This is a genomic window from Deminuibacter soli (genome assembly GCF_003412455.1).
Taxonomy (GTDB): domain Bacteria; phylum Bacteroidota; class Bacteroidia; order Chitinophagales; family Chitinophagaceae; genus Deminuibacter; species Deminuibacter soli.
The window spans coordinates 615,511-637,267 of record NZ_QTJU01000002.1 but is presented as its reverse complement, the minus strand read 5'-3'; the positions used below and the strand labels follow the sequence as shown (position 1 = coordinate 637,267).

At 48.0% G+C, this 21,757-nt stretch carries 22 protein-coding genes; 12 read left to right on the top strand and 10 right to left on the bottom strand.

What is annotated here, in order from left to right:
* Positions 1 to 121 precede the first annotated feature (121 nt).
* The gene (locus DXN05_RS09165) at positions 122 to 1,252 is read left to right on the top strand and encodes a 5-(carboxyamino)imidazole ribonucleotide synthase (RefSeq protein WP_116847156.1); all 1,131 of its coding nucleotides are present in this window, start codon (positions 122 to 124) and stop codon (positions 1,250 to 1,252) included.
* A gap of 6 nt (positions 1,253 to 1,258) precedes the next feature.
* Complete coding sequence (purE, locus tag DXN05_RS09160) at positions 1,259 to 1,786, top strand: 5-(carboxyamino)imidazole ribonucleotide mutase (protein ID WP_116846912.1); 528 nt, start codon at positions 1,259 to 1,261, stop codon at positions 1,784 to 1,786.
* Here purE and bshC read toward each other — a convergent pair.
* From bshC to rpmB, 7 genes are all read right to left on the bottom strand, one after another.
* Positions 1,779 to 3,374 carry a bacillithiol biosynthesis cysteine-adding enzyme BshC gene (bshC, locus tag DXN05_RS09155; RefSeq protein WP_116846911.1) on the bottom strand — a complete coding sequence of 532 codons (1,596 nt, stop codon included), beginning with the start codon at positions 3,372 to 3,374 and terminating at the stop codon, positions 1,779 to 1,781. The two genes, purE and bshC, sit on opposite strands and share 8 nt — an antisense overlap.
* A gap of 775 nt (positions 3,375 to 4,149) precedes the next feature.
* Positions 4,150 to 5,460, bottom strand: a complete 1,311-nt coding sequence (rimO, locus tag DXN05_RS09150; protein ID WP_116846910.1) for a 30S ribosomal protein S12 methylthiotransferase RimO — start codon at positions 5,458 to 5,460, stop codon at positions 4,150 to 4,152.
* Between the two features lie 151 nt (positions 5,461 to 5,611).
* Complete coding sequence (locus tag DXN05_RS09145; protein ID WP_147313873.1) at positions 5,612 to 6,028, bottom strand: hypothetical protein; 417 nt, start codon at positions 6,026 to 6,028, stop codon at positions 5,612 to 5,614.
* A 206-nt stretch (positions 6,029 to 6,234) separates the two neighbouring features.
* Positions 6,235 to 7,194, bottom strand: coding sequence for a signal recognition particle-docking protein FtsY (ftsY, locus tag DXN05_RS09140; protein ID WP_116846908.1), 960 nt, complete (start codon positions 7,192 to 7,194; stop codon positions 6,235 to 6,237).
* Between the two features lie 130 nt (positions 7,195 to 7,324).
* On the bottom strand, positions 7,325 to 7,498 hold the full coding sequence (locus tag DXN05_RS09135) for a DUF4295 family protein (protein ID WP_116846907.1): 174 nt from the start codon (positions 7,496 to 7,498) through the stop codon (positions 7,325 to 7,327).
* A gap of 2 nt (positions 7,499 to 7,500) precedes the next feature.
* Positions 7,501 to 7,683: a 50S ribosomal protein L33 gene (gene rpmG, locus DXN05_RS09130; protein ID WP_116846906.1), complete on the bottom strand. Its 183-nt coding sequence runs from the start codon at positions 7,681 to 7,683 to the stop codon at positions 7,501 to 7,503.
* Between the two features lie 52 nt (positions 7,684 to 7,735).
* On the bottom strand, positions 7,736 to 7,972 hold the full coding sequence (gene rpmB, locus DXN05_RS09125) for a 50S ribosomal protein L28 (protein WP_116846905.1): 237 nt from the start codon (positions 7,970 to 7,972) through the stop codon (positions 7,736 to 7,738).
* Between the two features lie 541 nt (positions 7,973 to 8,513).
* On the opposite strand from rpmB, the gene rocD reads away from it, so the two are divergent.
* From rocD to DXN05_RS09105, 4 genes are all read left to right on the top strand, one after another.
* Positions 8,514 to 9,806, top strand: coding sequence for an ornithine--oxo-acid transaminase (gene rocD / locus DXN05_RS09120; RefSeq protein WP_317125864.1), 1,293 nt, complete (start codon positions 8,514 to 8,516; stop codon positions 9,804 to 9,806).
* A gap of 379 nt (positions 9,807 to 10,185) precedes the next feature.
* Positions 10,186 to 10,662 (top strand): hypothetical protein, encoded by a 477-nt coding sequence (locus DXN05_RS09115; protein WP_147313872.1) that lies wholly within the window; start codon positions 10,186 to 10,188, stop codon positions 10,660 to 10,662.
* A 92-nt stretch (positions 10,663 to 10,754) separates the two neighbouring features.
* Positions 10,755 to 11,465: a VIT1/CCC1 transporter family protein gene (locus DXN05_RS09110; RefSeq protein ID WP_116846903.1), complete on the top strand. Its 711-nt coding sequence runs from the start codon at positions 10,755 to 10,757 to the stop codon at positions 11,463 to 11,465.
* 24 nt (positions 11,466 to 11,489) lie between these two features.
* Positions 11,490 to 13,643, top strand: coding sequence for a hypothetical protein (locus tag DXN05_RS09105; protein WP_116846902.1), 2,154 nt, complete (start codon positions 11,490 to 11,492; stop codon positions 13,641 to 13,643).
* Positions 13,644 to 13,790: 147 nt separating this feature from the next.
* Here DXN05_RS09105 and DXN05_RS09100 read toward each other — a convergent pair whose 3' ends face one another.
* Positions 13,791 to 15,044, bottom strand: coding sequence for a metallophosphoesterase (locus DXN05_RS09100; protein ID WP_116846901.1), 1,254 nt, complete (start codon positions 15,042 to 15,044; stop codon positions 13,791 to 13,793).
* A 174-nt stretch (positions 15,045 to 15,218) separates the two neighbouring features.
* On the opposite strand from DXN05_RS09100, the gene DXN05_RS09095 reads away from it, so the two are divergent.
* The 5 genes from DXN05_RS09095 to dapB all read left to right on the top strand — a co-directional run bounded on the left by DXN05_RS09095 (position 15,219) and on the right by dapB (position 19,241).
* Positions 15,219 to 15,899, top strand: coding sequence for a metal-dependent hydrolase (locus tag DXN05_RS09095; RefSeq protein ID WP_116846900.1), 681 nt, complete (start codon positions 15,219 to 15,221; stop codon positions 15,897 to 15,899).
* 13 nt (positions 15,900 to 15,912) lie between these two features.
* Positions 15,913 to 16,725 (top strand): ParA family protein, encoded by an 813-nt coding sequence (locus DXN05_RS09090; protein ID WP_116846899.1) that lies wholly within the window; start codon positions 15,913 to 15,915, stop codon positions 16,723 to 16,725.
* A 91-nt stretch (positions 16,726 to 16,816) separates the two neighbouring features.
* Positions 16,817 to 17,743 (top strand): ParB/RepB/Spo0J family partition protein, encoded by a 927-nt coding sequence (locus DXN05_RS09085; RefSeq protein WP_116846898.1) that lies wholly within the window; start codon positions 16,817 to 16,819, stop codon positions 17,741 to 17,743.
* A 13-nt stretch (positions 17,744 to 17,756) separates the two neighbouring features.
* Positions 17,757 to 18,506 carry a DUF5683 domain-containing protein gene (locus tag DXN05_RS09080; protein ID WP_147313871.1) on the top strand — a complete coding sequence of 250 codons (750 nt, stop codon included), beginning with the start codon at positions 17,757 to 17,759 and terminating at the stop codon, positions 18,504 to 18,506.
* Between the two features lie 15 nt (positions 18,507 to 18,521).
* Positions 18,522 to 19,241: a 4-hydroxy-tetrahydrodipicolinate reductase gene (gene dapB / locus DXN05_RS09075; protein ID WP_116846896.1), complete on the top strand. Its 720-nt coding sequence runs from the start codon at positions 18,522 to 18,524 to the stop codon at positions 19,239 to 19,241.
* Here the strand turns inward: dapB and DXN05_RS09070 are convergent.
* A complete protein-coding gene (locus DXN05_RS09070) occupies positions 19,236 to 19,784 on the bottom strand; it encodes a hypothetical protein (RefSeq protein WP_147313870.1) in 549 nt (182 codons plus the stop codon). The genes dapB and DXN05_RS09070 overlap by 6 nt on opposite strands.
* Positions 19,785 to 19,946: 162 nt before the next feature.
* Between DXN05_RS09070 and DXN05_RS09065 the strand changes: the two genes are divergently transcribed.
* On the top strand, positions 19,947 to 20,357 hold the full coding sequence (locus DXN05_RS09065; protein ID WP_116846894.1) for an RrF2 family transcriptional regulator: 411 nt from the start codon (positions 19,947 to 19,949) through the stop codon (positions 20,355 to 20,357).
* Between the two features lie 339 nt (positions 20,358 to 20,696).
* Here the strand turns inward: DXN05_RS09065 and DXN05_RS09060 are convergent, their stop codons facing one another.
* Entirely contained in the window at positions 20,697 to 21,665 is a 969-nt protein-coding gene (locus tag DXN05_RS09060; RefSeq protein ID WP_116846893.1) for an NAD-dependent epimerase/dehydratase family protein, read from the bottom strand.
* Positions 21,666 to 21,757: the final 92 nt, after the last annotated feature.

The following is a 21,757-nucleotide window of genomic DNA, read 5'->3' as shown; positions in this document are numbered from 1 at the left end:
GTAATCTGGTAGCATTCGTTGTAACAAATATAAGGTATTTGCCTGCAACCGGCCAAGCCTGTTGCCCTGCCGCAACCGCTCTCACACTGAAATACTTATCTTCGCCGCATATTCAGCATTTATGAAAATAGGCATTCTTGGTGGCGGACAGCTTGGGCGCATGCTGTTACAGGCCGGTACAAACTACGTAGCAGAAACTTTTGTATTGGAAAATGATGAAAACTGTCCCGCCGCGCATCTCTGTCATCACTTTGTGAAAGGCGATATCCGCGATTTCGACACCGTGTATAATTTCGGCAAACAGCTCGACGCACTCACCATTGAAATTGAAGCAGTGAACGTGGAAGCACTCGAAAAACTGGAAGCAGAAGGCGTACGCGTTTATCCCAGCGCTTCGGCCATCAAAATTATCAAGAATAAAATTGTTCAGAAGCAGTTTTACCACGACAATGAAATTCCTTCCCCTGCTTTTGTGATTACACAGAAGGCTGATGAAATAAACAAACACACTGACTTTTTACCTGCGGTACACAAAATAGGCGAAGGCGGTTACGATGGTAAAGGTGTACAGGTACTGAAAGAAAAAGGCGACCTGTCAAAAGCTTTTGATGCACCTGCCGTACTGGAAAAAATGGTGAAGATTAAAAAGGAAATCGCCATTATCGTAGCCATGAATGCCAAAGGTGAAACAGCGATTTACCCGCCTGCAGAAATGGTGGTTGACCCTGTGCTGAACCTGCTGGATTACCAGATTAGCCCGGCAGACCTGGTACAACGCGTTTTATGGAAAGCAGAAGCCATTGCACTGAAAGTGGTGAAATCACTGAAAAGTCCAGGCCTGTTTGCCATTGAATTGTTTGTAGACATAAACGACGAAGTGCTGGTAAATGAAACCGCGCCGCGCGTACACAACAGCGGTCACCACACCATTGAAGGCAACTACAGCAGCCAGTTTGATATGCTGTGGCGCATACTGCTCGATTACCCGCTGGGCAATACCAAACCGGTGTTACCTGCATCCATGGTAAACCTGGTAGGCGCTGAAGGGCATAGCGGACCGGCCTATTACGAGGGACTGGATGAGGTAATGAAAATGGACAATGTGTTTGTGCACCTGTATGGCAAAACTGTTACCAAGCCCGGCCGCAAAATGGGCCATGTAACCATTATCAGCAACGAGCGCGGCGATTTAACATACAAGGCGCACCGTATTAAAAATATACTTAAGGTTATTACACAAACAACTAATTAATACAGCATGTCACCACAAGTAGGTATTATCATGGGCAGCGACAGTGATTTGAAAGTAATGCAGGATGCCGCCAATGTATTGCAGGAATTTGCCATTCCGTTTGAATTAACCGTTGTATCGGCGCACCGCACACCGCTGCGCATGATACAATATGCAGAAACAGCCGTAGCCCGCGGTTTAAAAGTGATTATTGCCGGTGCAGGCGGTGCAGCGCACTTGCCCGGTATGGTGGCTGCCGTTACACCGTTGCCCGTGATCGGCGTTCCGGTAAAATCATCCAATTCAATTGATGGCTGGGATTCTTTGTTAAGCATTCTGCAGATGCCCAATGGCGTGCCGGTAGCGACTGTAGCACTCAATGCAGCAAAAAATGCCGGTTTGCTGGCAGTACAGATACTGGGCACAGGCAACCCTGCCCTGGTACAAAAAATGAAAGATTACAAAATGGCCATGAACCAGGCCGTGAAAGAAAAAGCCGGCAAACTGGCGGGTGAATGGCCCAACCAGTTTGACAGCGGTACAACTTCTATATAAATAAGATTACAAACTCCTGTTCAAGGGCAGGTGACTGTTGCAGCAACATATTCAGCAGCGCCTGCCCGTAAAGGGCGTATACGCCGGCCATGTTTTCTACACGTTCCTGTAAATTATCGTTGGGGAACAATGCGGCTTTCAGATGTGACAATTGTCTTTGCGTGGTGCTGTGTTTACGCTTCTCTGCCCGCAGCATCTTTTTCTCCAGTTCTTCCAGTTTTTGAACCGCACGTGTCTGCAATGCAGCCACATGTTGCTGCAGGCTCACATCTACCGCGCCAGCCGTTTCGCTTATTTGCCGGTACAGCTCCTTTACCTTGCCCAGCTCGCCATTCAGGCCAATTTTCTGCGTCCCGTGCTGCTGTACAATTGTATTCATCAGCTCGTGCTCCGGCTGAAAAGCTTCGGCAGCGGTAATGCCCAGTTTCTGCAACTGCTCCTGCCATTTGCCGTTCACCAGTAAAAATGAGTTGCGCAATACCAGCACCGGGTAAGGTACACCTGCAGCTGCAAATACCCGCTTCAGCTCAAGCCAGTAAGCCAGCTCACCACCACCACCAATAAAGGCAATACCCGGTAACACCGTTTCCTGGAAAACACCGCGCAGTATCACATTCGGGCTAAACCGCCCGGGATGATGGTCTAATTCAGCCAGTATTTCTTCTGCTGTAAAACGCAGGTTAAGGCCCACTACTTCAAAGTGATCGCCGTTTCGTTCAATGCGTTCGCGGCGGTCGTTGATGAGGTAAAACAAATTCAGCTCACGCCCTGCGGCCTGCACTTTATAGTTTTTCTCCAGCTCGGCTACGGTAACCGCCACCTCTTTGTGCGAAAAACCTTCGAGCAGTTCTCTTTTAATCACGGGTTTAAATACCGCTTTCAGGGCGGGCTCGTCAGGTACCAGCACCACCAGTCCGTATGTACCAAACAGCGCATTCACCAAACCCAGTGTTGCCTGCTGAATGGTGGTGCCTGCAGTATAATATTGTTTAAACAGCCCGATGATTTCTGCTGCATGCGGCAGTATACCCAGCTGGCCTTCCATTTCGGTAACCAGGGCCAGGAAAGCCTTGTCTACTTTCATGCGGCCAACAGCACCGGTTTGTTTGGTTTGCCAATTGTATTTTTTACCATCCAGCGTGATACTGCCCAGCTCGTCCAGGTCAGCATCTTCACTGCCCATGTAATACACCGGCACAAATCGTGCACCGGGGAATTCCTTTGTGCAGAACTCCGCCAGTTTTATGGTGTGCAGTATTTTATAAATAAAGTAAAGCGGACCGGTAAAGATGTTGGGCTGGTGTGCCGTGGTAATGGTAAAAGTATCGTTGCTTAACAGCGCGTTGATGTTGTTAGCCAGTGCAGGCGCTACCTCCAGCGAGGCGTATTGCTGGTGCAGGGCGGCAACCAGCGTATCGCGGTGACCGGCGAATTTACGCCGTTCAGCCATCGCTTCGGCCAGGCCTTCGCGGGTGGGTGCATCCTGGTAAAATGGTTGCAGTTGCGGATGCTGCTGCAGGTAATCTATAACAATCTTTGAATAATAGCCTGTCTCTTCGTACGATAGATATGTGTGCTTGGCTTCCATAACACTATAATAAGTTAGGCAAGTTACACAATTCGGCATTGCCTTTTTAGCCGTTCATCCGTAAATCGTCAGCCGGTGTGGGTAACAGGATCTTAGCGAGCCTGATGTCGAGAATCGAGAATCGACAGTCGAGACGATCTTAGCGAGCCCTATTCGTGAATCGTCAGTCGTGATTGATTTTGGCGGGTATCAGACTGTCGCCGGAGGCGATTTATGATTAAACAAGCTTGCAGCTCGTAGCTTGCAGCTTGCCGCTGTTTCCCAGTCGAGACGATCTTAGCGAGCCCTATTCGTGAATCGTCAGTCGTGAGTGATTTTGGCGGGTATCAGACTGTCGCCGGAGGCGATTTATGATTAAACAAGCTTGCAGCTCGTAGCTTGCAGCTTGCCGCTGTTTCCCAGTCGAGACGATCTTAGCGAGCCTTATTCGTGAATCGTCAGTCAATGTCGTTTAGTTAACAACCTCTTTGTGAACTTTGTGGGTTTTCCCTTTGCGTTCTTTGCGGTAAAAATATCAATCACGCTTAACTAAACGCCGTTGAATCGTCAGTCGTCAGTCGTGAGTGATTTTGGCGGGTATCAGACTGTCGCCGGAGGCGATTTATGATTAAACAAGCTTGCAGCTCGTAGCTTGCAGCTTGCCGCTGTTTCCCAGTCGAGACGATCTTAGCGAGCCCTATTCGTGAATCGTCAATTGCAGTGAACAATTGATACAGCCATTTAACCATTCAGCCATCAAACAATCAAGCTATCAAACCATCCAGCCATCAAACCCTTATTCCACAACTTCCCCTTCCAGGTCGTAATCGTAGGCGCGGGTGATTTTTACGTTCACGAAGTCGCCGGGGGTGAGTTTCCCGGATGACTGTATCACTACTTCATTGTCTACTTCCACGCTGTCAAACTCGGTTCTGCCCAGGTAGCGGCCGGCTTCTTTTTTATCGATAATGACCTTGAATACCTTACCTACTTTCTCGAGGTTTTTCTCATAGCTGATCTCCTGCTGCACTTCCATGATTTCCTGCGCACGGGCCTGTTTTTCATCGGCAGGAATATCGTCTGCGAGGTCGTGTGCGCTGGTGCCTTCTTCGTGGCTGTAGGTGAAGATGCCTACGCGGTCGAAACGCATTTTCTGTAAAAAGTCTTTTACTTCTTCCACATCTTCACGTGTTTCGCCGGGGAAACCGGTGATGAGGGTGGTGCGCAGGCAAATACCGGGATTGGTAGCACGGATATCTGCAACCAGCTGTTCAATCTCGGTGCGGGTGCTCTGGCGTTTCATTGCCTTGAGCATATTGTCACTGGCATGCTGCAAAGGCATATCCAGATAGTTACAAATGTTGGGGTGTTTGCGCATTACTTCCAGCACTTCCATGGGGAATTTGTTGGGGTAAGCATAGTGCAGGCGAATCCATTCCAGCCCTTTTACGGCTGCCAGGCGTTCGAGCAGTTCGGCCAGCATTCTTTTTTTGTAGAGATCGAGGCCGTAATAGGTAAGCTCCTGTGCAATCAGCATTACTTCCTTCACACCTTTTTTTACAAGCGATTCTGCTTCTTCCACCAGCGATTCCATGGTACGGCTAACATGCTGGCCACGCATCAGCGGAATGGCGCAGAACGAACAGGTACGGTTGCAACCTTCCGATATTTTCAGGTAGGCGTAATGTTTTGGGGTGCTCAGCATGCGTTCACCAAGCAGTTCAGTTTTGTAGTCGGCATCAAACTGTTTCAGAATCAGGGGCAGTTCAAGGGTACCGAACCAGGCATCCACTTCAGGGATCTCTGCTTCCAGGTCGCCGCGGTAGCGTTCACTCAAACAACCGGTCACATATACTTTATCCAGCCTGCCTTTCTTTTTCAGTTCTACCTGGTCAAGAATGGTATTGATGCTTTCTTCCTTTGCCTTATCTATAAATCCACAGGTGTTTACCACCACGATATTGTGATCGAGTTTGCCGCTTTCGTGCACCACATCAATTTCATTGGCAGCCAGCTGACCGCTCAGCACTTCACTGTCAACCAGGTTTTTACTGCAACCCAATGTAATGATGTTAACTCTGTCTTTCTGTAATGTTCTTGCCTTCATAATTGAGGCGCAAAGGTAAGCATTCGGGGAGGATTACGGTAGTTAAAGATCGGTTAGATGGTGGGATGGCCTGATTGTTTGATGGCTGCGGTGAGGACACCTTGCCGGCGAAGGAATGTCAACCATCAAAGCCATCGAACCATATAACCATCTAATAATAGATATAATACAGATTGGATTCAAAATCAGCTACCCTGGGTTTTAGCTGCATAAACTTCTTTAATTGTGTTTTGAGCAGGATGTTGCTGAGTTTCAGGCGCAGGGTATTAAAGTAACTGGATTGTTTGGCGTCGTAATCTATTCTGTTTGATTCAAGTAAAGGAAGTATCTTCTGTTTTTCTTCAATATAGCCTGCAAGTATTTCGGTAAAGGCGCTGCGCTGATCGCCTGTTAAGGTAATTTGCTCTGCATATTTATTGATGATATTCTCTGTAACGAGTTTACTTTCAGCCATTTTCGATTCCGCAACAGGCGTTTTATTTTCAATAGCCGGCTGGCCAGCAGACAGGTATGAATCAGCCAATCCGGCTGTTAATAGCAGTAAAAAAAGAAGTGATGGCCTCCTCATGTTCACACGGTTTAGGTGGTTAAAACTTGGGTTAATGAGCTGGTGTTTTATGGGAATAAGGTATAACACCACGCTCAGTAAAAGGTTGAGTACGGGCCGGTAAAGTGGCTACAAGTTATAAAAAAAATCCGCTACTGCAATGGCATGCGGGGCATAACCTTGCAGCAACGGTTACAAATTGTTGTTATATATCAGCGGGTCTGTACCTAGTCTGCTTTAAACAAACTGTCTACAAATTCGTGTTTATCAAATATCAGCAGGTCTTCCATTTTTTCACCCACACCGATGTACTTAACGGGTATTTTCAACTGGTTGGCAATAGCCAGCACCACGCCGCCTTTTGCGGTACCATCGAGCTTGGTAATGGCCAGTGCGCTTACATCTGTAGCGGCGGTGAACTGGCGGGCCTGTTCCAGCGCATTCTGCCCGGTAGAGCCATCGAGCACCAGCAATACCTCGTGCGGGGCATCGGGTATCACTTTGCGGATCACACGTTTTATTTTGCCCAGTTCTTCCATTAAATGGGCCTTGTTGTGGAGGCGGCCTGCGGTATCGATAATGACCACGCCTGCGTTTTTGGCTACGGCGCTTTGCACAGTATCGAAAGCTACGGCGCTGGGGTCGCTGCCCATGGCCTGTTTAACAATGGGAACGCCTACCCTTTCGCTCCAGATGGTGAGCTGATCTACCGCAGCAGCCCTGAAGGTATCTGCGGCGCCGAGTATTACCTCGTGGCCTGCTTTTTTATAGTTGTGGGCGAGTTTGCCGATGGTAGTGGTTTTACCTACGCCATTTACCCCTACTACGAGAATTACATAGGGTTTTATGCCTGCCGGTGTTTCAAAGTTGCGGTACGATTGTTCGGGCGCATCTACCAGCACCTGCTGAATTTCTTCCTGCAGGATGCGGTTGAGTTCGCCGCTGCCGAGGTATTTATCCCTGCTTACCCTGGCTTCAATGCGTTTGATGATCTGGATGGTGGTATCAATACCCACATCCGCACCCACCAGCGCATCTTCCAGGTTATCGAGCACTTCTTCGTCTACTGTACTTTTGCCGGCAATGGCCTTGGTTATTTTAGACAGGAAGCCTTCCTTGGTCTTCTGCAAACCCTGGTCAAGACTTTCTTTTTCTTTCCGTCCGAATAACTTTCCTAAAAAACTCATAGGAGCATGTTAAGTTAGAAAACAGGCAACATGTACCTGTTATGCATGTGGTAAAATAGTGTAAACAGGAAAAGCTGTCCCAATGTTTATCAGGACAGCTTTCAATAAAGTATGCTACGCATCGGACCGGTTATTTCTCAGCCAAAAAATCTTTGATTTTCTCTTTGTGCACGATAGCCTCTTTAAAGGTATATGCACCGGTTTTCGGACTGCGAACAGCCTTAATCACTTTGGTCCAGTTTTTAGCTTCAGCTGAAGCCTTGGCATCTTTAATTTTAGCGTTCTTAGAAGCTGCTTTTGCCATGACTATTTAATTTCTTTATGAACAGTTACTTTTTTCAGAATGGGGTTAAACTTTTTCAACTCCAGACGCTCAGGAGTATTCTTTTTGTTCTTAACGGTAATGTAACGGCTTGTACCGGGAAGACCTGTGGTCTTGTGCTCAGTACACTCCAGGATTACCTGAACTCTGTTGCCTTTCTTTGCCATTGTATAAGCAATTTTATAAATTTAACTAATGCCCTCTTGCAAACGCAAAGGGTTAAACTTTAGCTCCCTGAGCTCTCATTTCCTTAATAACAGTAGCCAAACCATTCTTATTAATGGTTCTGATCGCTTCTGCACTCACTTTCAATGTTACCCAACGGTCTTCTTCAGCAAAGAAAAAACGTTTGGTCTGTAAATTTGGTAAAAAGCGGCGTTTTGTCTTAATGTTCGAGTGAGAAACATAATGACCGCCAATCGGTTTTTTACCTGTAACCTGACATACTCTAGCCATGACTGGAATTTTTTCGGGACGGCAAAGGTCGTTAAAAGCATTGAATTACCAAAACAAAAGATGGTTTATTTGCAAAATACTTTTGCCGGCTGCAAATATCGGGATAACCTGTTGAAAAGTCATGAAAATCTGCTCGTTTGGGCTAAAATTCACCTATAAAACTAACAAACAGTAGCATTTGAGCCAGTGTTGCGAGTTTCGAGCGGCGGGCTACGAGCTTTTTTCGCGAGGGATCATAGTGGATGGAGATCCCGGCGTAACCGGAGGATAAAACTCACAAGCATTTCCAGGGATCTCTCCCCCTGCCAGGTTATCGCTCTTCAAAGGAGCTCCAACTTTAAACTTCAAACGTTAAACCATCATTCAACACTCATAGGTTAAACTAACCCACATTGATTCACGGCTACCGGGATAATTGCCTATCTTGCAGGCAATACTGATACAAATGCATTTTCTCCAGCTTAATTTAGATTTCCTCGATCACCACTGCTGTTAGCAGTTATCCTTACCTTTTTTGTATGCAGGGAACAGGTTCCCGGGCATGCCATGCATTGTATTCCCGCATTTGTACACCACTTTTATCGATTACACTATGTTAACGCAAACGCTGTTTGAGCAAACCAGCCATTACCTGCACCTGGAAGAAACTTATGGTGCCCATAACTATCATCCCCTGCCTGTTGTACTTGAAAAAGGACAGGGCGTTTTTCTCTGGGATGTGGAAGGCAAAAGATATTACGATTTCCTGAGCGGCTATTCGGCGGTAAACCAGGGACATTGTCACCCCCGTATTGTACAGGCCCTGGTAAACCAGGCGCAGAAACTAACCCTTACCTCCCGCGCATTTCACAGTAACCTGCTGGGCGAATATGCACAGTTTATCACACAACTATTTGGTTACGATAAGGTTTTGCCCATGAACACAGGGGTGGAAGGTGGCGAAACCGCCATTAAGCTGGCACGCCGCTGGGCGTATGAGCAAAAGGGCGTTCCGGAGAACCAGGCGAAGATTGTTTTTGCTGAAGGCAATTTCTGGGGCCGCACACTGGCCGCCGTTTCCTCTTCAACCGACCCGAGCAGCTACCGGGGATTTGGTCCGTACATGCCCGGGTTTGAGCTGGTGCCTTATAATAACATACCTGCCCTGGCCAAAGCGCTGGAGGATAAAAATGTGGCCGCTTTTATGGTAGAACCCATCCAGGGTGAAGCCGGTGTAGTGGTGCCTGACGAGGGTTATCTCACCGCCGTACGTGAATTGTGCACGGCCAATAATGTGTTGTTTATTGCTGATGAAATTCAGACCGGGCTGGCGCGCACGGGCAAAATGCTGGCCTGTGACCATGAGAATGTTCGTCCGGATATATTAATACTGGGTAAGGCGCTGAGCGGCGGCCTGCTGCCTGTATCTGCCGTGCTGGCAGATGATGTGGTGATGCTGAACATTAAGCCCGGTGAACATGGCAGCACTTACGGTGGCAACCCGCTGGCCTGTGCGGTGGCCATGGAGGCGCTAAAGGTACTCACAGACGAAAACATGGCGGAGAATGCCCACCAGATGGGCATCCTGCTGCGGCAGGAGCTGGCTGCACTGCAATCGCCCTATATCACCACTATCCGCGGCAAGGGGCTGCTGAATGCGATTGTGATCAGTCACCCTGATCCCGAAGCATCGTGGAAATTCTGTCTTGACCTAAAAGACCTGGGGCTATTGGCCAAACCCACCCATGGCGACAAAATACGTTTTGCACCGCCGCTGAATATAACTGCTGCGCAGATCAGGGAGTGTGTGGGGATTATCTGGAAGGCGCTGGAGGGATTGGGGGAGGAAGCGTGAATTGTCAGTCGTGAGTGGTGAGTGGTGAGTAACCGAAACCAGTGAATAGTCAATAGTCAATAGTGAATAAAATAAAAGAGCGCGGGGCGCTCTTTTATTTTTATAATGAATGGGCTTGTTGTCACTGGCGCTTCCTTTTTGTGCATAACTATTCCGGTAATGCAGTTGCCGGGCTGGAATTGTGGAAACTTCTTCGCCCTTCCTTCCACAATAATATTCCTTAATCGGCGTTTTTGGCCCTGACAACTAACAAATGTGCAAAGTAGCCGTAACGGTGAGCCTGCTTCTAACTAACTATTGACGAAGCGTTTATTTATAACAAATGAAGAAAATGGCAAACTTTTTGGTTTCTTTGCGCCGAGCAAAACTGTATAAAACCATGAAAAAAATCATCACAATCCTGATTCTGACTTGCGCCGTGATGAGCGTAAACAAAGTAAATGCACAGGCCAATGGGTCAAGCTACAACACGTCTGTGGGTATTAAAGGCTATTTCGGTGACGGCTCTATCGGCGGTATCAATGTACGCCACAACCTGAGCTCAGCCAACGCCGTAGAAGGTGGTATCTATTTTAAAAGCCACTACGTAATGCTGGAAGGCCTGTACGAATGGCAGGGCGATATCAACAACGCTCCTGGTCTTAAATGGTATGCTGGTCCTGGTGCACAGCTGGGCTTTTACAGCTTCCACGGCCACAGCGATGTAGCATTTGCATTAAAAGGTGCTATTGGTTTGGACTACAAATTCGCAGGCGCTCCTATTGATGTAGCGTTTGATCTGAACCCCACTTTCACACTTACTCCTGATTCTGATTTCAGCTTATACGCAGGGCTTGCATTCCGCTTTGCGTTTTAATTTGCGGATACAACATTTAACAAGGCCCCGGCTAAGCCGGGGCTTTTGTTTTTTACAGCCCGCATCATTCCGTAATTTCATGGCCCATAACTATGAGCCACACACAAACGCATCCACACACCGAAGCCCATCTTGCCAGCAGTGATTTACTGAAAGATATTGTGATAGGCATGAGCGATGGACTTACCGTTCCCTTTGCATTGGCCGCAGGTTTAAGCGGCGCCGTTAGCAATACCAACCTGGTAATACTTGCAGGCATGGCCGAAATTGCTGCAGGCGCTATTGCCATGGGGCTGGGCGGTTACCTTGCAGGCAAAACAGAAGCCGACCATTACAATGCAGAACTGAAACGCGAATACTACGAAGTAGAGCATATGCGCGATGCTGAAGAAGCCGAGGTGCGCCAGTTTTTCAGTGAATGGGGATTGAGCCGTGAGGTGCAGGATAAAGCCGTAGCGGAGATTGTGAAAGACAAAGACCGCTGGGTAAATTTTATGATGAAGCACGAGCTTGGCCTTGATAAGCCCGACCCATTGCGCGCACGCAGAAGCGCTTTTAATATCGGCGTATCGTACATCGTGGGCGGACTGGTGCCGCTTACCCCCTACTTTTTTACGGATGAGGTATACACCGGTTTATACATTTCGTGTGTTGTTACCCTCATCTGCCTGTTTGTATTCGGTTATTTTAAAAGCAAACTCACCGGCGTACCACCCATTATGGGTGCGCTGAAAGTAATGCTGATTGGCGCAGCAGCTGCTGCCACTGCTTTTGGTATTGCCCGTTTAATTGAAAAAAGATAACAAGGAACCATTAACTCAGCAAGTATGAAAAACCACCTGTGGTATTGCTTTGCCGCTGCCGGTATGTTCGCTGCCACTGCGGCGCATGCACAGTTACCGGAGAAAACTTCTTTCCAGGCCAGCGCCCCGTGGCGTGCAGCCTATGATGTACGCAGTGATATTGCGATGGTGTATGGCATGGACAGCACTTTTGAACAGCGTGTTGCCGGCTACCGCGAGCGCGGCTACAATGTACAGTTTATGACAGGCGTGGCCTGGGGTGAATACAAGGATTATTTTCGCGGCCAGTACGATGGCAAAACGCATTGGGAAGAAAGTCAGACCCAACGCAATGGTGATGTAATTGGCCATGGCAAAGAGATTCCCTATGTAGTGCCAACAGACAGTTATATCGCTTACTTTAAACACCTGGTACGCCGTGCCATTGATGCAGGTATTACCACCATTTATTTGGAAGAGCCTGAATTTTGGGCAAGGGCCGGTTACAGCAGTGCTTTTAAAAGCGAATGGCAAAAGTATTACGGCTTTGCCTGGATGCCGCAGCATGAATCACCGGAGGCTACGTATCTTTCTTCCAAACTCAAATACCACCTGTATTTCAAGGCGCTGAAAGAGATATTCAGCGATGCAAAAAAATATGGCGATAGCCTGCACAAGCCTGTGCATTGTTATGTGCCTACACACTCGCTGCTCAATTATTCATCATGGCAAATCGTAAGTCCTGAAGCTAGTCTTGCCTCCCTGCAAGGCATGGACGGGTATATTGCCCAGGTATGGACCGGCACTGCGCGTGAGCCGAACTACTACAACGGCATTAAAAAAGAGCGTGTGTTTGAAACCGCTTTCCTGGAATACGGTTCAATGTTATCGATGACTGCCCCCACCAAACGCAGGGTATACTTCTTAACCGATCCCATTGAAGACTGGCCGCGCACCTGGGATGATTACCGCAAAAATTATGAAGCCACCTTTACGGCAGAACTGTTGTACCCGGAAGTAACACATTTTGAAGTAATGCCCTGGCCCAACCGTATTTACCTTGGCAAATTCAAGCTGGAGAACAACCCGCAACCACAGCCCATATCGCCCGACTATGCCACGCAAATGCAGGTGATGGTGAATGCGCTGAACACCATGCCTGCCTCGGGCAACACGCTCAACGGCACCAAAGGTATTGGCGTGCTGGCAGGCAATTCAATGATGTTCCAGCGTTTCCCGGCACACGACAATTACCAGGACCCGCAGCTGTCTAACTTTTATGGTATGATACTGCCGTTGCTGAAAAAAGGCGTGCCGGTAGAAACTGTACATATGGAAAACCTGGGTTATGCCGCCACATTGCAACACATACAGGTGCTGGTAATGAGTTATGCCAACATGAAACCACTTTCCCCGGATGTAAATGTGCAGCTGGCGCAATGGGTAAAAAATGGCGGTGAGCTTATTTACTTTGGCAGAGACAACGATCCCTTTCAGCAGGTAAGGGAATGGTGGAATACGGGCGACAACCATTATACCGCGCCATCACAGCACCTGTTTCAACAGCTGCAGGTAAAGCCAGGCAACGATTCTGTTGCAAGTTATAGCTATGGCAAAGGGCATGTATACCTGGTGCGAAAAGATCCCAAAGAACTGGTGTTAACGCCCGGCGCCGACAACATATTACTTACTACAGCAAATACAGCTGTTCAACGCACGCAGCACCACACACTGCAATACAAAAACAACTTCGTGCTGCGCCGTGGTCCTTATGTGATTGCTGCTGTAATGGACGAAACCGCACAGGATAGCTCCCTTACCCTGCACGGCCGTTTTATTGACCTGTTTGACCCTGCACTTCCGGTAGTGGAACAAAAAAACATCCAGCCCAACACACAGGCTTTTTTATACGATGTGCAAACACGCAATGCAGCCAAAGGCCCGGCTGTACTGGCTTCTGCATGCAGGGTGTATGAAGAAAAAACCGGCAGGGGCAGCTATGCTTTTGTTGCCAAAAGCCCTACAGGAACCAATAATGTAATGCGTATCCAGTTACCTGCAGAAGCGAAAGAGGTAACCGTAACCAATGCTGCGGGTACAAGCGTTGCCTCTACACATGAATGGGATGCAGCTTCGCATACACTGTTGCTGCGGTTTGTAAACGATGCTGACGGGGTGAAGGTGGAAGTGAGGTGGTGAATAGTGAATAGGCAATAGGCAATAGTGAATAGTGAATAAAACAGCCGCCGTTGCCGGTGTCCTCACCGGCAACATTCGCTTCGATCATCCCGACTGTCGATTCTCGATTCCCGATGGCTCTTCCACTCACCACTGACTACGCACGATTCACGCCAATTCGATCACGGTGATTTCTGGCAAAATGCCAACCCTTCCCGGGTAGCCGAGGAAACCGAACCCGCGGTTGACGTATAGTTTTTGTTTGCCTTCGGTGTATAATCCTGCCCATTCCTTGTAAATCCATTTAATGGGGCTCCATTTAAAATGCGGTAGCTCCACACCAAACTGCATGCCATGGGTATGACCGGCAAGGGTAAGGTCTACATCGGGGTATTGGGGGCGCACTTCTGCATCCCAGTGGCTGGGATCGTGGCTCAGGAGAATTTTAAAGGGAATATGTTCTGTGCCCGGATAAGCGAGATCCATACGGCCGTGCTTGGGAAAGCCGATGCGCATGCCCCAGTTTTCGATGCCGATCAGGGCTATTTGCTGGCCGTTGCGCTCCAGCAACACATGCTCGTTCATCAGCAGGCGCCAGCCCAGTTTTGCGTGCACCTGTTTCAGCTGCTCCAGGTTGGCGGTCTTGGCCGCTTCGGAGGGCCATTCAACGTAATCACCGTAATCGTGGTTGCCGAGGGTGCTGAATACACCCATCGGCGCTTTCACCCGGTTAAATACATCAAGGTAGTCGTCCATTTCGCTGGCGCGGTCGTTCACCAGGTCTCCGGTAAAAAACACGATATCAGGCTTTTGCGCCAGCACCATGTTTACCCCGTGGTTTACAGCTTCCTTGTTTTGAAAACTGCCGCTATGGATATCGCTCAGCTGTACAATTCTTAGTCCGCGGAATGCTTCGGGCAGGTTAGGGAACGGTATTTTAATATTGCGTACGCGGTAACTGTATTTATTGGTGAACCCATACAACAGGGCGCCGAACAGGCCGGTACCCAGTCCCAGGCCCAGGTAGCTCAGAAACAGGTTGCGGCTGATGCCGGGTGTGCCGGTGGTAGCATAATCGGCGCCGGTAGTAGCCGGTATCAGTCTGCCCATGATCCACATGCCGCCGCGGCGCAGGTCATCGATCAGCAAAAAGGCCGATGCAATGATTTTGGCAAACAGCAGGCCGATAATAATGGTAAAAATGTACCCCCTAGCAAACCGGGAAATATGCAGGTTTTCCGTGTACGGGAAAATAAGCACGGAGATGATGGCTGCTGCGGAAACAGTCCAGTAACTGATGTAAATGATGAATTTTGTACGTTCGGCTGCGGCCTGCGAAAGATGGCGGATGGCGGTAAAAATGTACCAGTCCAGCAGCAACATCACCAGCACAACCACCCAAAGGCGGCTTCCATTTCTCATTGACTTAAAAAATTTCTACAAAATACCGTACAATTTGACAAACAAAAGGTAAAGCATAGCCAATTTTGAAAATAAATGGTGCCAAAATGCCAAAAGCAGAATATTGATTCGGTAAAATGACGCTTAAAAATTATTTTTGTCGCCCCTTGGAAGGACCATGTAAAAATATAAATTATGAAACTGACGTTTTACGGACATGCTACGATGGCGATAGAATTAAAAGGGAAAAAGATATTGTTTGATCCCTTCTTCTCGGGCAACCCTTTGGCGGAAGGAATTGACATCAATGATATTGCGGCAGACTACATTTTTGTAACACATGGTCATGGCGATCATACCAGCGACCTGGTAGCGATAGCCAAACACACGGGGGCTACGGTGGTGGCAGCGATTGAAATTACCGACTGGCTGCAAACACAGGGCGTGGAAAAAGTGCATCCGATGAACCATGGTGCATTTATCAGCTTTGAATTCGGAAAAGTAAAGGGCGTAAATGCCATTCACTCTTCTTCGTTCAACGATGGCAGGTATGCAGGCAACCCCATGGGTTTTGTATTTGTGACGGATGAAAACAGTTTTTACATTTCGGGCGATACGGCATTGACCATGGATATGCAGCTGATACCTTTGTGGGCGAAGCTTGATTTTTCTGTAATGCCTATCGGCGGCAACTTCACCATGGATGCGGGTGAAGCCATTATTGCGGCAGATTTTGTAAAATGCGGCAAAGTGGTAGGCATTCATTACAATACCTGGGGTATTATCGGCATTGATGTGGAAAAAGCAAAAGCAGATTTTGCTGCTGCTGGAAAAACACTGATATTACCGGGCGTTGGCGAAACAATTGATATTTAATTAACATCCATACATGGGCAGAATCATTGGTATAGCAAATCAGAAGGGCGGCGTTGGTAAAACCACAACAGCGATCAACCTGGCAGCAAGTTTTGCAGTGCTCGAATACAAAACTTTGCTGGTCGATGCCGATCCGCAGGCCAACAGCACCACCGGTGTGGGGTTTGACCTGCATAATATTACCAGCAGCCTGTACGATTGCATGGTGAACAACGCTTCTGCTGAAGAAGTGATACTAAAAAGTGATATCCCCAATCTCGACATCATCCCTTCCCACATTGACCTGGTAGGTGCCGAAATTGAAATGATCAACTATCCCAACAGGGAGATGGTGATGAAGGGCATACTCGACCCCGTAAAAGACAAGTACGATTTTATTGTGATTGACTGCTCCCCTTCACTGGGCCTTATTACTGTTAATGCGCTGGTTGCAGCCAACAGTGTAATGGTGCCGGTGCAGTGCGAGTTTTTTGCCCTGGAAGGTTTGGGTAAACTGTTAAACACCATTAAGATTGTACAAAGCCGTTTAAACACTGAATTGCAGATTGAAGGTATTTTAATGACCATGTACGATGGCCGCCTTCGTTTGTGTAACCAGGTGGTAAGCGAAGTGCGCAGGCATTTTGATGAACTGGTGTTCAGCACCATTATTCACCGCAATACCCGCCTGAGTGAAGCACCGAGCGTGGGCAAGCCGGTTATTTTGTTTGATGCAGAAAGCAAGGGAACAGTGAATTACCTGAACCTGGCTAAAGAAGTGCTGCAGAAAAACGGCTTAACCAAAATGACCAACGAAGAAAGAATTCTGAACATAGACGAAGAATAGTTAAGGTTACAGCTATAGTGTTGCAGGCCTGCAACATTACTATCTGCCACCCTGCAACACGAAACTTGTAACTTGTAACATGCAACAAAACATGAGTACGCCTAAACAACAAAACAACAAAGAAGCGCTGGGAAAAGGTATCCGCTCGCTGTTACAGAACATCGATTCTGATTTAAAAACAGCAACCGGCAACCTGAAGAGTAATGTGGTTGAACAGGCTACAGGCACTACGCGCATAGCGATTGACCAGATAGAAATAAATCCCAAAAACCCGAGAAGGGATTTTGACGAAACAGCTTTGAATGAGCTGGCAGCTTCTATCAAACTGCACGATATTATTCAGCCGCTCACGGTGAGCAAAATGGCCAGCGGCAAATTCCAGCTGATTGCCGGTGAGCGCCGTTTCCGCGCATCCAAGATCGCAGGATTGAAAGATGTGCCGGTGTATGTGCGCCAGGCCAACGACCAGGAATTGCTGGAACTGGCGTTGCTGGAAAACTTACAGCGTGAAGACCTGAACGCCATTGAAATTGGCCTCAGCTACAAACGCATGATGGATGAACTCTCCTACACACAGGAGCAGGTAGCCGAACGTATGGGTAAAGAACGCAGCACGGTTACCAACTACATCCGCCTGCTGAAACTGCCACCCGATATTCAGCTCGCAGTACGCAGCAATGCCATCAGCATGGGGCATGCGCGTGCACTGGTAAACATTGACACCATCGACAGACAGCTGTTTGTGTACAATGAAATCAAGAACAAAGGCCTCAGCGTTCGCCAAACGGAAGACCTGGTGCGCAACCTCTTCAAGAACGAAAAGGGTGAAGTTAAAGTTGCTGCAAAAAACGATATACCACCTGCGTATAAACGCATTGAGGATAACTTAGCATCGCATTTTGCTACCAAAGTGAAACTGGCTCATAACAAAAAAGGTTACGGTAGCATCACCATCGAATACTATTCGCTCCAGGAACTGAACAAATTGCTGGAACAAATGAATGTACAGGCGAGCTAAAGCATGCATGCAAGTGAAATACCTGATATTATTATTGCTGGGAACTGCCGGTGTGTTATCCGTGCGCGCACAGGACAAACAAAAGCTGGCAGAAAAATCCCTGCTTCATACCGATTCCACGCATCAGGCAGCACCGGCGCCTGTTAAAGGTGACACCCTTAAAACGGCAGCTCCGCATAAAGACAGTATCGTGTTTAAAAAGAAACACGATCCGCGCAAGGCTACCATACGCAGTGCCATTATACCAGGCTGGGGCCAGGCTTATAACCGTGAATACTGGAAAATTCCCATTGTTTACGGTGCACTGGCCATTCCTGCGGTAACTTTCTTTTACAACAATGCCTGGTATAAACGCACTAAAAAAGCTTATAACATCGTGTACCAGTCTGGCTTTGCGCCCGATGGCACACCGCTTTCAACGCCCGATACCTCGCACTACAGCGAAATAGACCCCAGGCTGTTTTACAAAGGCAGCAACCCCAGGGAGCCCTATGATGCCAGAACCCTGCAGGGCTACCGCAACCAATTCAGGCAGGACAGGGATTTTTCTGTGCTGTGGTTTTTTATTCTCTGGGGCATTAACGTAGTGGATGCAACTGTATTCGGTCACCTGAAAGATTTTGATGTGAGCAACGACCTGAGTATGCATGTACAGCCTACCTACAACCCCACCCTGAATATGCCCGGCCTCACCGTGGTGTTCAGCCTTAAAAACGCGAAGAAAACAGCGCAGCCCGCTGCCAAACAACCTGTTTACTACTAACGCAAACGTTGATATATGAAACTGGCATTAATTGGTTACGGTAAAATGGGAAAAGCCATTGAAGAAATTGCCCTGCAGAAAGGACATGAAATTGTACTGGCCATTTCTACCGAAAACGTAGAAGACCTCACTACCGAAAACCTGCAGCAGGCTGATGCAGCCATTGAGTTTACCAACCCGCACAGCGCAGTGGAAAATGTAAAGAAATGTATTGATGCCGGCGTGCCCGTTATTTGCGGCTCTACCGGCTGGCTGGCAGAATGGGACCAGGTACAGGCTTATTGCAAAGAGAAAAACGGTGCTTTATTGTATGCCAGCAATTTCAGTATTGGCGTAAACCTGTTTTTTGAACTCAACAGCTACCTGGCCAAACTGATGGAACATCACCAGGACACCTACGATGTGTCGCTGGAAGAAATTCATCATACCCAGAAAAAAGATGCGCCCAGCGGCACGGCCATTACACTGGCTGAACAGGTGCTGCAGCATATCACCGGCAAAAAGCAATGGGTAAACCATATCAGCGATAATGCGGCAGAACTGGAAATTATCAGCGAACGCATTGACCCTGCACCGGGCACACACAAAATAAAATATCATTCAGCCATCGACGATATCGAGATTATTCACACAGCCCATAACCGCAAAGGTTTTGCAGGCGGCGCTGTACTGGCTGCAGAATTTATGAAAGGGAAAAAAGGCATTTACAGCATGAAGGAAGTTTTGGGATTATAACCCAAAACTCCAGCCCGCTTTAAAAGATACCCAGTTAACCCATTTACCGCTGGTATAAGGTTCGCCCAGGCCAAAGTTGAGTGTGTTTACATCTATGCCGAGGTTAAAACCGGCCAGTTTAACACCCACACCCGCGTCTGCAATAAATTTGGAACCCTTGTCGTGTTTGTTATTGGTGAAAGCAACACCGCCGTCGACCTTGGCGTACAGCATACGGCCAAACAAATACTGGCGGATACCCACTTTTATCGGCGTTGCGGTAAGGTTGCCCGGTTTAGTGCCTGGCAAACCGAAGTTTTTATACTTGCCGGTTGCATTAAACCAGTTATAACCCAGTGTACCGGTTAAAAATGTACGCCCCCAGCCAATGCCGGCGCCGCCTTCAATACCAAAACCAGCGTTGTAGGCACCCGAGAATTTATCGCCAGACGGTGCATTGTACATAGGATTAACAAAAATGGTGAACAAACGCTGTGCATGTGCCGACTGAAAACCGGCCAGCAAAACCATACAAAACGCAGCCTTTGCAAGAAGCTTTTTCATAAATTACATTTTATAATTATTCAAACCTACAGCAAAAAACATTAACACCAAAACAATCCACTGGTAATCAATGGATGCTGTATATGTTAATGTGTTTACTGCTTTACCCTATGTACCAACATCTTTTACTAATTTTAGTGCGAAAAATATTTTAGTTCAACCATGCTTTCAAAAAAGACGCAGTATGCTTTCAAAGCCCTGATGTACCTGGCCCAGCACAAAGACGACGGCCCGGTATTGATTGCCGAGATCGCAAAGAAGAAGAAGATACCTCTCAAATTCCTGGAAAATATTTTGCTTGAATTAAAGAAAGGCGGTATCCTGGAGAGTAAAAAGGGAAAAGGCGGCGGCTATTTTTTTGCAGAAGATCCTTCCAAAGTGTACCTGGCTAAAGTGATGCGTTTACTGGAAGGCCCCATTGCCCTGCTGCCTTGTGTGAGCCTCAATTTTTACCAGAAATGTAAAAACTGCGATGAAAAGTACTGCGGCCTCAACCACATTATGTGCGATGTGCGCGATGCCTCCCTGTCGATACTGGAACAGCGGACAGTAGCAGACATTGCAGCGAGATAAAAAAACGCCCCCGGTTTAGCCGGGGGCGTTTTTTGTGAGTGGTGAGTGGTGAGTGGTGAGTAGGCGAAGGGGATCATTGGTGAATAGTCAATAGTGAATAGTCAATAGTGAATAAAAAAGCCCCCGCTTCCGGCTAAGCCGGGAGCGGGGGCTTTCTTTTATACTGCCGTTGCCGGTGTCCTCACCGGCAACGTTCGCTTCCATCTATGGTCTCGCTGCGATCGTCTCGACTGTCGATTCTCGATTCTCGAATGACACTCACCACTCACCACTCACCACTCACCACTCACAACTCACCACTCACCACTCACCACTCACAACTGACGATTCACGCTCATGCTACTGGTGCTCTCCTATTTCGTTTTTCAGGTTGTCGAGCATGTCTTTGGTCATGGCATTGAGATCATATTCCGGTTTCCAGCCCCAATCGCTGCGGGCGGTGGAATCGTCGATGCTCTGCGGCCAGCTGTCTGCAATGGCCTGGCGGTAATCCGGCTCGTAGCGGATGGTAAAATCAGGGATATGTTGCTGTATGGCAGCGCTGATTTCTTTGGGTGAAAAACTCATACCCGATACATTATACGAAGTACGCACCTTGATTTTCTCGGCCGGCGCTTCCATCAGTTCAATGGTGGCACGGATCGCGTCGGGCATGTACATCATGGGCAGGTACGTGTCTTCCCGCAGGAAGCAGTCGTAATGCTTATCGCTCAGCGCATCATGGTAAATTTCTACTGCGTAGTCGGTGGTACCGCCGCCTGGTGCTGATTTATAGCTGATCAGGCCGGGGTAGCGGATGCTGCGCACATCAACACCATAGCGGTTGTTGAAATAGTGACACCAGAATTCACCGGCATATTTGCTGATGCCGTACACCGTGGTAGGCTCAATAATGGTTTGCTGCGGACAATCCTGTTTGGGTGAAGTGGGGCCAAATACAGCGATGCTGCTGGGCCAGTACACTTTGTGCAGTTTTTCTTCACGTGCAATATCCAGCACGTTCAGCAGGCCCTGCATATTGAGGTTCCAGGCCAGGTTGGGATTTTTTTCGCCGGTAGCCGAAAGAATGGCTGCCAGCAGGTATATCTGTGTAATGTTCTGGCGCAGCACCAGTACGTGCAGCATTTCCTTGTTCATTACATCCAGGCTTACATACGGGCCGGTACCCTTCAATAATTCGTTTTCTTCACGCAGATCGGTGGCGACCACATTGTTATTGCCATAAATTTTTCTTAAAGCCAGTGTGAGCTCTACACCAATTTGCCCGCTGGCACCGATAACCAGTACTTTTTCCCGAACAGTTGACATTTGTTAATGTTGTTTTTTGTAGTGAATAAACGCGTTCAATTATTGTCCCGGGGTTTGGAGAATCGGTGCAAAGAAAACAAAGTTTGCAGTAA